The sequence below is a fragment of the Paenibacillus sp. J22P169 genome, assembly GCF_059691995.1.
In genome coordinates this window covers 3,147,421-3,160,002 of sequence record NZ_JCAUAO010000001.1, presented here as the reverse complement: position 1 = coordinate 3,160,002, position 12,582 = coordinate 3,147,421, and the positions used below count along the sequence as shown (strand labels likewise).

Below are 12,582 nucleotides of genomic sequence, written 5' to 3'. Positions count from 1 at the left end.
TATCAATTGGCTAATCAAAAAAGCAAACCAGCTATCATCTTATCCATTGTTTTGGTTCTGGTCTTGATTATCTCGGCATGTTCGAGTAATACGGCAAAAAAGAGTGCGGATGAACCGAAGACAACACAACCTGGCACTGCTCAACCTAGCGGTAAACTGCTGGACGCTCCTTTAACCATTAAAGTGTTATATGGTGAAATCAACACCAAATCGCCAGTATTTGATGCTTTATTTGAGAAGACAAATGTCAAATTGGACTTTGAGCTTGCACCCGCTAACTTAGATCAACGGTTGCAAACCATCTTCGCTACGAATACTTTACCAGATATCATGAAGGTGGCTAATGGTAATCAACTTTTTGCCAATGCAGCAAAAGACGGGCTTCTGCTTAATATTAGTAATTATATGCAATATGCGCCGAACCTCTCTAGATTAATAAAGGAAAACCCGGCTATCAACAACAACAAAGTGGACGGCAAATTTTACTCCTTCCCGCAATTGGGAAATTGGAGACTACAGCTTGCTGGTGCACCTATGATCCGAGTAGATTTAATTAAAAAGCTAGGATTGCAAATGCCTAAGAATTTCGACGATTTATATACGGTTCTAAAGAAATTTAAAGAAGCATATCCGGATTCGATTCCTTACACAGGTAGAGAAAACGCCAAGAAGCTGCTAAATGAAATATCCTTTGCGATGGGCTCAGGAAACCGGATGTACTTCGACCCGGCTATAAATGGCGGCAGTTGGTCTTATGGGCAAGCTCATCCTGAATTTAAACCGGTGCTGGAGTTCCTCAACAAACTTTATAAAGAAAAACTGCTAGATCCGGATTATGCGGTGAATACCGGTGACCAAATGAAAGAAAAATTGGCTTCAGGTAAAGCGTTATTCTACTGGGACAATAACTCCTTTGGTATCAATTTTAATAGTGCGTTGAAAGCAGTTGACCCAAATGCGAAATTCGATCTACTATCTCCACTACAGTACGGGCAGGCAAAGCCTAGAGCGGCTATGTATGTTAAGGATTGGCTGAGTCACTACGCCATCAGTGCAAAAGTGAAGGATCCTGAGAAAGTTGTTAAATTCATGGATTGGCTGTATAGCCCTGAAGGCACACGCTTAATGAACTATGGTATTGAGGGTCAACACTATACGGTGGTAAATGGCCAACCAATGATGAAGGAAGATATCGTCAAGAAGTATGCAGATACGAAAGATCCATATCGTTTCATGCAAAAGGATATCGCTGTTGGATTTGAGGCTTTCGATCCGAATGTAGATGAACACCCGATGGCTCAAGTATCCGATCCGGAATTAACCCGTTGGGCTTCTCAAATGACAGAAGCAAATGGATATTTCCAAGTACGCAGTATTCCTCCTTTTAATAAGGAAGAAAGTGAAAAATTAAAGAAATTAATTACAAAGGTAGATACGTTGGTAGATCAGGAAATGGATAAATTTATTATCGGCGTTCGTCCAATATCTGACTATGATAAGTTTATAAAGAGTTTGGCAGACAATGGCGTGGCGGAAATTGAGAAAATTTACAATGAAGCTTACATTCGAGCTAACACACCATAATACCTGATGAAGGGGAGGTTAGGTTCAATGATGTTCAAACATAGAATTAAATTGTTCATTCCGTTGAACCGACTTTTTTATCGTATTCTAGGTTATTTCTTATCCCTTTTAGTCCCTATATTAATTATAGGGACAGTTTTTTATTTTAACTCAACCAGCCGAATGCAAGAGAACTATACGCAAAAAGTAGAAATGAATTTACGTTCATCTGTTGATACAATTGAAATTTATTTGCGTACGATTCAAGATTCAAGCGCAAATTTTTTCTCTGAAAATAAAGATCTCCTGCGTCCGTATGACGAATACACGCTAGCAGACAGAGTTCGTATTCCAGAAATCCCTGCAACGTTAGGACGCATTTCTAGTAATCTCGGTGTGCTGATTGATTACATATTTGCTTACGCAGATACGAAAAGAGTCTATCTTTCTGAAGGACTTAACGATTTCAACTTTTTTTTCGATCAATATTATCAAATGAAAGCATACGATAAAGAGTTTTGGGAAAATAAGCTTACGAGCGGGGCTTTCCTTGAGATTCTGGATGTTACATCCCGAGTTAGTCAGAGTACTTCGCATGAGAGAAATGTGATACCGTTCGTTTTCACAAACACGAGCAGCGGAAATAAGGTTGTTCTGGTGACGACTGTGCCAACGGATATGATTCTGAAGACAATTCAGAACCATGCAGTGATGGATACGACTCAAATGCTTGTCACGGACAACCGCAATCGGGTCATTGTGAGCAGTGATCCGAATTTGAGTCATCCCTCTGTTGTTGAGCAACTGAACAAAATTTTCAATTCAACTGAAATGTCCCACAGTGAAGTGAAGCTTGGAAATAAAAAAGTTATCGTAAACCGCGTCATTTCAGAGAATTATGGGTGGAATTATTATACCGTCACACCTATAAGTGAATTTAACAAGGATACCAGTTATTACGTTGCTTCCATCACGATAATCTGTTTTACCCTTATTCTAATCGGTATTATTTTTTCTTTCATCTTTGCCTATAACCTGTACAGCCCCATAAAAAGGTTTCGCGATGTTCTCAGTGATGCAAATGATATCACGGACGAAATCAATAATGAAACGGGCAAATACAATGAGTTTGATTATATCGGCAAGAGGATCAATAGCTTGATCGAACGTAATCATAAAATCCAAAGTAAGCTGGAAATGCAATCTGCCGAATATCTCAAGGAGTGTTTGATCAATTTATTCCGTGGTATGAAATCGAAGAATGGGCAAGAAGAAATTGGGGAAATGCTAAGAAATGATATGATGTTTCTGAAACCAATGTATCAGTGCTTCGCCATTCGATTCTACTTCAAAGAGTCATTTTATAACGAAATTCAAGATGTGGATAGAATGAATATTTTGAGCAAGATGGGAAATTTGATCGGGGGATTGCTGCGTTCTTATGTGGATGTCTATTTGCTTGAGGAAAAAGAAAACCTCTACATCGGCATATTTAATTTAAAGGACCTCGAGGAAACCACTCAATTGAAGAAAGCCTTGCTGAAAATAATCGATACCTTTCAATATGATTCGCGGTATTGCCTTATGCGTATCGGGCTCGGCAAGGAGTACCAGGATGTATTGGGAATCGCCAAATCATATTCGGACGCAATGAACGCCTTGGAATCCAGCGATGAGAAAGCGGATTTTCAGATCATCGATGCGGAGACGCTTTCGGATGAGCTCATGCATGTTTCCTATTCCTTTTTGGATGAAAACAGCATAATTAACTGTTTAAAGGCGGGGGATAAGGAAAATTTGCAACTAAAAGTCGACGAGATTGTGAAGAAAAATAAAGAGAAGCATTTGCCTCGTCATATTCTAACTAATTTGCTTAGAGAAATGTATAATACGGGCTGCAGGTTTTTAATTGAGCGTGGTTTGATTCCACATAATATTGCCGGAAACGAAACTCTATTCAAAGGCGACGACAACGAAGAGGAAAAGGTTAATTTACTCCTGTTTTTCGAGACGATCATTGAACAGACTACGACACGAAATCGTAACACATCCAATGAGATCAGCTCGGTAATTATCAAGTATATTGAGGAGAATTATCACAGTGATCTGGGCCTAGAGAAAATTGCAGAGGGGATGGGGGTTTCCGCCAAGTATATCTCACGGATTTTCAAAGAAAAGACAGGCATTAATCTTATCGGATATATCAGCTGGTACCGAATTTCCAAAGCGAAGGAGCTGCTCGTAGAAACAGATCTGACGATTAATGAAATTGTGGATCGGGTAGGTGTTTACAGCAGAACGACTTTTATTCGCTTGTTTAAAAAGTACGAAGGCACAACTCCTCATCTATTTCGCAATTCCAACAGGAATAATAAAGCATAGGAAAAACTTAAGGAGCACAGGCAAAGCCTATGCTCCTTTCTCTTGAAATCAAATATGGATACGGTTATCTGCGTTATCTAACCGATCGCCTAGCCTTTGTTTAATTTCGTTGATGTCGCGAGACATTTGGGCTGTGAAAGATGTCATGTCGGAGGCATGGACGAAGAGGTTCAACCCTTCTTGCCCCCAAGCGATTTCCTGCTCTACACCCCAAAAGTAATGTATACCGGCAGCTACATTAGCAGCCCTTGCCTTACGGATGATCGTGCTGACAGCTTCCTTAAACACAGGGTGATCGTATTGTTCGGGCACATTCAGGCTGCAGGATAAATCATGGGGGCCGATCAATACTCCGTCCAGCTGAGGAACCTGCAGGATTTCATCTAGTGCCTCGAGAGCGGGTCCGCTTTCGATGTTAACAATCAGAATATTGCCTGCATTAAACTCTTCCAGATAGGATTTCAGAGGTTCCTCCGGCTTGTCTGTTCCACTTAGAATATTACTTAACTTCTTCCCTTTTATTGGCCGCAGCTTAACTGCTCCGCGAAGCGCCTGCACCTGCTCCGGTGTTTCAATATAAGGGGCTACAATTCCTGCAGCTCCTGCATCCATAGCTTTACTTGCCTCGTAGGGATCCGGTGATGGTATGCGCACGATTGGAGCAAGCCCGAGCGCAGTATAGGTTCTGCACATCCAGGAGAGCATGTCTCGGTCGATGGACATGTGCTCCGTATCGATAAAAACGAAGTCGAGATTTAATTTTTTTACTTCGGTAGGCCAGCGGGGTGAGGTAGAAACGATCAGTGTCCCATAAGCTCTTTGTCCATTGCGGAGGTGATTCTGCAATTCTTTATTGTTCATATGGAGTCTCCTCTTTTCTTACCTTTTTACTTTAATTACTGCCTTTTTTATGAGTGCTGGCTGCTTGTCATATAAGCAAGGCATGTGGGCATCTTGGGGGAAAAATATGGCGAAGGCACCTTCATGAACTACAAAGTCATGTCCTTTTCCTTCCAAAACTATGTAGTCTTTTTCTGCCAGGAAATCTTCCGTTTGCTGCAGATCCTCTACACATGCATACCCCATCCGTTCTGAGCCTTGTACCATATATTGGATATCGATGTAGCGATTATGGGCTTCCCAGAATTGAGCTTCCTCGCTTTTTGTTTGATACTCCTGCAGCAGCAGAAAAATATTATCACCTTCAATCTCATATTTGCCAGGCTGCATGGTAATGAGCGGGGCTTCCTTTAAATAGTTAAAGGCTCTTATGAATTTAGGGTGCAGGTCTTTGTACAAATGACTATGATCCAGTCGGTCGATGATCAAACGAATTCCCCATTTCTTTTTTTTACTTAACAATTTCAGGTTAACTTAACCAAATAGGAAATGAAACGTCCATTTTCGGACAGGCTGTTCCAATTTGGCCGTATGTTGTCTTACTATGAATTAAATTTTGTTTCATTTTGATAGACTTGTTCCAAAGCGACAGACAAACCGGCATAATCGCCAACTTGTTCACCTAATCCGGCTGAAACGATCTCGCAAACATTCAAGGAAATGGATAATGCCTCTTGCCGCAGCACGTTCATTACAATAGGCTCAAGGAGTCCTTGCTGGCGGCCGTAGATGCTGCCAATCACAATCCGTTCCGGGTTGAGCAGGTCAATCAACATTGCCAAACCTTGACCTAATTGTCGACCTACCAGATCAAAAACTTGCATAGCGGTTGTATCTCCTGCTTGCGCAGCTTCACCTGCCTTTTGCGATGTAACTGCCGCCAAATCATCCCATGTTCTGCAGTAGGAGGGACCTTGTCCTTGTTGTAATGCGGTTACTGCCATGTTTTTTGCAATTTGTGCAATTCCGCCACCGCTGCAAAAGCCTTCGAACGAGCCCGCTTTGCCATATCCGATTGGACCATCCGATTCTAAACGGATATGCCCGACCTCGCCAGCCATATCATTCGTTCCGCTATAAAGCTGTCCGTTCAGAATTAATCCTGCGCCCATACCTGTGCCAAACGTAAGAAAGATCATGTTCTTACAGCCCTTGCCAGCACCCCAGTGCCACTCAGCCAATGCGCATGCATTCGCATCGTTTTGTAAGCTGACCGGAATGCCAAATCGCTCTTGAAAAGGAGTAATAATATCAATTTGATCCCAACCCGGCAAATTTGGCGGTGAGAGAATAAGCCCTTTCCGACTGTCTAGCGGACCACCGCAGCTAATGCCAATCGCAGCAACTTTTTCATTGGGATACTTGGCAAGTAAGATTTCCAAAGAGGAAATCATCTGTTGAATTGCAACTTTTGGATTCGACGGTGTAGGAAAACGTATTTTTTCCATAATGTCCATTTTGTCTTGCTCTACAGCACCTAAACTGACTGCGCATTTTGTTCCGCCAATATCGATTGCAGCTAATACTGTCATGAGGGAAAGAACACCTCCTCCAGCATCATGCACAGCGCATGATAGATGGGCAAATGCCTCTCCTGGATGTTAGGGGTTAGTTCCGATGGCACGCAGATCGAAGCATCGCAAAGCGCTTTCATTTTGCCGCCGCTAAATCCGGTGAAACCGATCGTTTTCATCCCCTGCAGCTTAGCGACTTGTAAAGCTCGAAGCACATTTACTGAGTTGCCTGAAGTACTAAAACCGATCAATACATCTCCCGGGCGGCCATATCCATAAACCTGCTGAGCAAAAATCATTTCCGAAGCTACATCATTTGCATAAGCGGTTAAAAAAGCGGAATGGCTGACTAGAGAAATCGCGGGCAAAGCACCTTGGAGCTTCGTGGCAATCGAAGCGCCTTCTCCAGGAAATTCAGATTCAAATCGTTCAATTGTTGATGCTGGAAGCGGTCGTTTGGACATAAACCCCTTCATTAATTCTCCCACAACATGCTCACAATCTGCCGCACTACCGCCATTACCGCATAATAGGAGCTTACCGCCTTGGCTAAAGGAAACTCGCATAAGCTCAAATGCTGCTTCTATCTCCGGTATACATGCTTCTAACTCCGGGTAGCGAGTCGTTGTAATTTTCAGAATTTCGTTCATTCAAATACCTCCATGTGATGACTTGCATCCATCTCCGTCAAAATATTGCAGGTTTCTTTACTTTATAATTATAAAGCCTATCTGTTTCGATACGAATAAACAAAAACGACAATCACATATAGAATAATGCCAAGGTAAATTCGCGAAGAAGGCGCTCTGCGCGATAGGGATGAAGGCAGACGATCGTCATCTTTACATCCGATCACGGTCTGGCACTAGAACAGCATGGACTTAGGCAAGCAAAATCTGTAGGTTCCATTCGCGTAAAATGTAAAAAGAAGGATCAGAAACTGAAACACTAGAAAGAGATGGACAAAGTCAAGAAGCTTGTAGGTTAGTGGATTTACAAATCAAAAGCAAGAAACAGTTATCTCATTCCCGATCGTTGCACCTATCTCTTCATTTAATCATATTTATACCTCATATCCTGCAAAGAAGTAGTTTTACACAAGTTGAACTCTTGTTTCTGGATTTCAGGTCAGAAGCATCTACAGAGTTTTTTCTGAGCTTTTCCATCCGTTTAACATTGCAATCTTCGTAGGAGGCTTTCAAATGAGCGAACCGGAAATTGGAATATTAACTCATCGAAACGGAAACAAGTTTTCTGAGTCTGAATTTTTTCTAGATATGGTCAGAGAAGGTCAGAGTTTGGGTGCGAAAGTGTTCTTGTTTTCTCATTTGGATATCATGCCCGAAGCAAAACAAATTCGAGGTTTTGTGCCATCTGCGACAGGAGGATGGAATGAAGGAATCTTCCGTTGGCCTGATGTGGTCATCGATCGCTGTCGCAAGTTAGATAAACCGTATAAGGAAATGAGACGGAAAGATTGGTTTCCGTACACAAGTCATAAATTTACTTACAAGTCAAAGGCGACACTGTTGTTTAGCAATACGCCTTCGCTTGCGAAATACATTCCTAAAACTGTAATTTTTTCCACAGAGAAACTCCGGCTAATGATAAGAGAATTTCCTGAATTATACATTAAGCCAAGTAATGGAACCGGAGGATGCAGCATATTGAAGGTTGCACGTATTAAAGAATATTTCACATTAACTGGACGGAACAGAGTAGGCAATTTAGTGAGAACCAAACTAAATTCTGAAGCTACAGCCATTCGTTGGATAAAGAATTGGGTGTTTACCGAGCGGATAAGATCGGGAATATTCATGATTCAACAGGGTCTTTGCTTGGAATTGATACCGAATCGGGTGATAGATGCAAGGATGATGATACAAAAAGATGCTCAAGGCGAATGGAGCGTCACTGGTATAGGTCTAAGATTAGGAGGAAAGCACAGTCCGACATCCAATATCACTTGGAAAGGAGGCAAAGCAATTCGTTTCGATGAGTTCATGGTTCGTCGCTTTGGACGGGAGAAGGCGGAGACCATTCGGCAGAATTGTAAAAAGATGGCCCAACTTGTCGTGGAGACGATCGAATTGAAGTTCGGTTCCATGATGGAGTTTGGGCTTGATATTGGGATTGATATATATGGAAAAGTTTGGTTGATAGAAGTAAATCCTAAGCCGAGCAGAAAAATCTTTTTAAAGACGGGTCAATTGGAGCTTTATAAAGAATCGGTACGGCGACCGTTGCAATACGCTATATTTTTGGTCAACCAACAAAAAACACCATAAAGATCAGACAAATGCACTAAGAAAGATTATTTATAACAATTAATTCAGAGGTAGTGGATCGGTAGTCTGCTCAGAATTAGTAAAGCCAATCGGAGAGAGGACCGATTGGCTTTTTGTTACACTGCAATATTGGGTGGTGTTCGATTTAACTTACAATAGAGATTGAACTAACGGATAACGATAGTTGAGGGGCTTGCTTCGCGGCAACTCCTCTTTTGTTTATAATAGAAATGGGCAGGTTTGTTTAATAAATGGTCAAATGGAAATGTACAAGCTAAATAATGGAAGCAAAGAATTAAATTAGCAGACACATAAGAAAGGGTGGCACATATGAAAAAGTACAATATTATTCGTCCTATCATTCTGATTGTGGTTGCACTCCTAACGAAAAGCTTTGTTACCAATCTTTGCATGTTGCTGGGAATGGAATCCGAGTCAGCCAAAACCATGGGTTTCGGTGCGATGGTAATCGCCGCGCTCGTGGTCTTTTCCAGAAACCGAAGAAGTCCGAAATAGGATTTGCACCGCGCGATCGGTATTTCGCCAAGGGTGTTCGGGATATCGTTACTAAGGGTGAACGAGAGTTGAGTAAATGTCACACGATTGAAATATTATTTTCATTTGGTATTAATCATTAAAGTTTATAATAAAAACACCCCCTTTAAAATATAAACTTAGACCCGCAGCCCGTTGCTGTGGGTCTCTTTTTGTTATTAAACTAAAGGGCAGTTTAGCGTGGTGATTGACAAGTGTTTGAAGTGAATCCATATGGTAAAATAAAGGATATTATTAAACATTAAAGGTTTCGATTTGAAAACTCTGAATAACCACTCCCCAAAACCAATCCCCTATGATCCAAAAAGATCAAGAGGGATGCCCCAGGAGTCAAACCTTAACCTACAGGTTAAGTTATATTTATTACACTTGAGTTCCAATAATAAGCCTATTGGTTATTTGATTATAGGTCAAAAGATATTTTTTTCCATTCTTCAGCCCGAATTGCAACGCGTTATTAGCCGTTAACTGGAAGAATAAATCAGGTGTTTCTACATTACTCTTCAAAATTTTAAATGTTTTACATCTACCTCCGCGAATAACGGTTATCGTTGTTCTTGTACTGTAAATTCCTAGGTCATCTATGAATGGACCGCCTAAAGTGATGTTATCTCCGTGAAGTTTATTCGGGTCAAGTTTAAATAGGGCCTGCGAACGGGTAACAGGTGCTCGAAACATTCTCATAATTCTCGTTTTTTCATTAAATACAAGTAAAAAACGTTGTTCCTTTTTCACTCTAAATAACTGAGCTATATTGGGATTTAATGAAGCCATACTGAAATCACATTCGGAAGCCTCTCCCTTAACAACACGGACCTTTTTCTTTATGGCTCCTCGTTGAAGTATAACTACAGAACCATCAGGAATTTGAAATAAATTACCTCCGGGTCCTCCACCGCACTCATTTATAAAAAGAATGTTTTGAGCTTGGTTAGGATTAATGCCGAAATCAACAAGTCCTCGAAGAATCAAATTATCCCGCCTCCAGTGTACTATAAATCTATCTTTTGATGTTGCGCTTATTGCGTTGACTGCTGCTTTGTGGGCCAAAGATGACCGTTACATTTGACAAAGGGATTAATTGGATTGAGTTACCATTCACTGTTATTTCCAAAAAATCTTTGCCTATCTGAACGATCCGTCTACTATTTAAGATTGTTGGGCTATTGGTTTGGCCGTCTCTCGCTATGGAATTTAGAGCTATGCTAAACCTTCTGGCTGTAGGATTTTGTGCTTTACGGTTTATCGACATAAGTTGAAGGCCGGAAGGGGAAAGAACTAATCCACCTGAGACTTCGATCGTTGATCGTAAAACTCTGAGAATTGTTTGCTCTTCAACTTGTCCAAATGGATTGATTAACGTAGTTAATTTAGCACCTATTAATTGAGATAATCTCTGTTGCAACGTTATAGGCGTTTGTCGTGTTTGACGTATTCTATAAGGGGCAGATTTGACCATCTTTGTTCCCTCCTTTATAGATCAATATATGTTAGAGATTCATAGAGCGTCTGGATGTTATAATTATTAAATTGCTAAATTTCCGTTGAAAAGAAAACAAAGAGCCTCCCCCTCGCTGCGAGAAGTATTATTTGCCGTCGTAATTACCCAACCTTCGAAGAACTTCATAAGGACATCGATGCGTACATTTATTTTTTATAATAACGAGCGTTTGCAGGCAAAACTAAACGGCCTTAGTCCGATAGAATTCAAGACCAGGGCCGCTTAACTGATTTTTATTATACCTAGACAAGCAACAAATGAAATTCTGTGCAGTACACAACCTCGCCTAGGCGTAGGCATATGCGAAGCCGATTAATTCGACTGCGGGGAGTGTTAGGGACACGATCGTTGGGCGAAAATACCGATTTCGGATGTTAAATTACTGTAATAGTCGAGCTATTACATTCAAACTGGACTCTGGACAGCCATTTTATCAAATTGGAACAGATCGCGGCTTACTGGAGAAACCAGTGAAAATGAATGAGATCCTCCTTTTAACGACCGAACGTGCGGATGTGATCGTTGATTTTTCTCGATCCTTTGGCAAAACGATTATTCTTAAAAATGTCTTCAAGGGTGCCTCCCCCGAAACAACCGATGTCATGCAGTTTAAAGTAACCACTCCGTTAAAAGGCAAAGATGCCAGCTTCCTTCCTGATCAATTAAAGAAAATTGATTTCCTTTCTAGAGAGATGTCAAAAAGAACAAGAGATCTCACACTCGTTAGGGTGGAAGATGAATATGGAAGATCGCTAAATTTACTTGACAGTAAAATGTGGAATGATCCTATATCCGAGAAAATGGACTTAGGAACTGTTGAGATCTGGCGGTTAATTAATCTGTCTGCGGATGACCACCCCATCCATCTACATGTCGTTGACATGCAAATTCTAGAGCGCCAGCCTTTTGATGCTCATTTCCAAGCCACAGATAAACTTAAGTTTACAGGACCTGCGGTTCCTCCTGAACCTAACGAGAGGGGCTTTAAAGATACGATTCGTGCTCCCGCTGGTTACGTGACCTCTTTTATCGCAAGATTCGATCCTTTCGCTGGACTTTTTGTATGGCATTGTCACATGCTCGAACATGAAGATTACGATATGATGCGACCATTTGAAATAGAGAAGAAAAAAAGTAGACTTAAAAATATACTAATGAGAATGATTAACGAGAAACTATAGCACTATGACACAGGCTGCCGGCATAACATTGGTAGCCTGTTGAGCGATTTGACAGAAGAGTTCACTACACTACATGGGACAAGCCTATTTTACATCTCATTTCGAACTTGTTATGACAGAAGCCCATACAATACATGGTTAAATGTTTCTATATCATCATAAACGGAGGACAACACATATGGGCTTTCACGGAGGCTTGGGAGGCTTTGAGCACGGAGGATTTGGGCACGGAGGATTTGGGCACGGAGGATTTGGGCACGGAGGATTTGGGCATGGAGGTTTTGGGCACGGAGGTTTTGGAAGTCCGTTTGGTTTTGGAGGTTTTGGAAGCCCGTTTGGCTTTGGGGGCTTTGGAAGCCCATTTGGCTTTGGAGGTTTTGGAAGCCCGTTTGGCTTTGGAGGCTTTGGAAGCCCATTTGGTAATCCTTTCTTTTTCCGCCAACCGTATCAGGGAACACCTTACCATTTCTCCCCTGGGCAGCCAACCTTGCCTTACGTAGAAACACCCCACCACATGTACCCGGTGCAACATATGGAACCTCAATTTTACACGAGCAACCAAAATGATCTGTGTATCTGATTAATTGAGGATTTCTTTCAAAAAGAATTAATGGAAATAAGGCAAAAGATTCAATCTTTTGCCTAAGCTAATTATTCAGATTGAACCAAGTAGTTTGGAATATGAACTGAGCGAAAAA

At 41.3% G+C, this 12,582-nt stretch carries 12 protein-coding genes; 6 read left to right on the top strand and 6 right to left on the bottom strand.

The genetic code is table 11. The features are described from left to right. Positions 1-6 precede the first annotated feature (6 nt). Together AC58QG_RS14430 and AC58QG_RS14425 are read left to right on the top strand one after the other, a co-directional pair. Positions 7-1,584, top strand: a complete 1,578-nt coding sequence (locus AC58QG_RS14430) for an extracellular solute-binding protein (RefSeq protein ID WP_497362703.1) — start codon at positions 7-9, stop codon at positions 1,582-1,584. A gap of 27 nt (positions 1,585-1,611) precedes the next feature. After that, positions 1,612-3,945: a helix-turn-helix domain-containing protein gene (locus AC58QG_RS14425; RefSeq protein ID WP_497362702.1), complete on the top strand. Its 2,334-nt coding sequence runs from the start codon at positions 1,612-1,614 to the stop codon at positions 3,943-3,945. A 48-nt stretch (positions 3,946-3,993) separates the two neighbouring features. On the opposite strand, the gene AC58QG_RS14420 is transcribed toward AC58QG_RS14425, so the two are convergent. From AC58QG_RS14420 to AC58QG_RS14405, 4 genes are all read right to left on the bottom strand, one after another. After that, positions 3,994-4,806 carry an HpcH/HpaI aldolase family protein gene (locus tag AC58QG_RS14420; protein WP_497362701.1) on the bottom strand — a complete coding sequence of 271 codons (813 nt, stop codon included), beginning with the start codon at positions 4,804-4,806 and terminating at the stop codon, positions 3,994-3,996. Between the two features lie 18 nt (positions 4,807-4,824). Beyond that, a complete protein-coding gene (locus tag AC58QG_RS14415; RefSeq protein WP_497362862.1) occupies positions 4,825-5,274 on the bottom strand; it encodes a NanQ anomerase/TabA/YiaL family protein in 450 nt (149 codons plus the stop codon). A gap of 113 nt (positions 5,275-5,387) precedes the next feature. Beyond that, the gene (locus AC58QG_RS14410) at positions 5,388-6,377 is read right to left on the bottom strand and encodes an ROK family protein (protein ID WP_497362700.1); all 990 of its coding nucleotides are present in this window, start codon (positions 6,375-6,377) and stop codon (positions 5,388-5,390) included. After that, positions 6,374-7,009 carry a D-sedoheptulose-7-phosphate isomerase gene (locus AC58QG_RS14405; RefSeq protein WP_497362699.1) on the bottom strand — a complete coding sequence of 212 codons (636 nt, stop codon included), beginning with the start codon at positions 7,007-7,009 and terminating at the stop codon, positions 6,374-6,376. The genes AC58QG_RS14410 and AC58QG_RS14405 overlap by 4 nt, the downstream gene beginning before the upstream one ends. Positions 7,010-7,561: 552 nt before the next feature. On the opposite strand from AC58QG_RS14405, the gene AC58QG_RS14400 reads away from it, so the two are divergent. Together AC58QG_RS14400 and AC58QG_RS14395 are read left to right on the top strand one after the other, a co-directional pair. Beyond that, positions 7,562-8,647: a YheC/YheD family endospore coat-associated protein gene (locus tag AC58QG_RS14400; protein ID WP_497362698.1), complete on the top strand. Its 1,086-nt coding sequence runs from the start codon at positions 7,562-7,564 to the stop codon at positions 8,645-8,647. Positions 8,648-8,977: 330 nt separating this feature from the next. Beyond that, complete coding sequence (locus AC58QG_RS14395) at positions 8,978-9,163, top strand: hypothetical protein (RefSeq protein ID WP_497362697.1); 186 nt, start codon at positions 8,978-8,980, stop codon at positions 9,161-9,163. Between the two features lie 402 nt (positions 9,164-9,565). On the opposite strand, the gene AC58QG_RS14390 is transcribed toward AC58QG_RS14395, so the two are convergent. Next, the gene (locus tag AC58QG_RS14390) at positions 9,566-10,174 is read right to left on the bottom strand and encodes a hypothetical protein (protein ID WP_497362696.1); all 609 of its coding nucleotides are present in this window, start codon (positions 10,172-10,174) and stop codon (positions 9,566-9,568) included. Positions 10,175-10,202: 28 nt separating this feature from the next. Next, the gene (locus AC58QG_RS14385; protein WP_497259501.1) at positions 10,203-10,661 is read right to left on the bottom strand and encodes a hypothetical protein; all 459 of its coding nucleotides are present in this window, start codon (positions 10,659-10,661) and stop codon (positions 10,203-10,205) included. Between the two features lie 518 nt (positions 10,662-11,179). Here AC58QG_RS14385 and AC58QG_RS14380 point away from each other — a divergent pair. Both AC58QG_RS14380 and AC58QG_RS14375 read left to right on the top strand, forming a co-directional pair. Further along, positions 11,180-11,884: a multicopper oxidase domain-containing protein gene (locus tag AC58QG_RS14380; protein WP_497362861.1), complete on the top strand. Its 705-nt coding sequence runs from the start codon at positions 11,180-11,182 to the stop codon at positions 11,882-11,884. 206 nt (positions 11,885-12,090) lie between these two features. Next, a complete protein-coding gene (locus AC58QG_RS14375) occupies positions 12,091-12,384 on the top strand; it encodes a hypothetical protein (RefSeq protein WP_497362695.1) in 294 nt (97 codons plus the stop codon). The last annotated feature ends 198 nt before the right edge of the window (positions 12,385-12,582 follow it).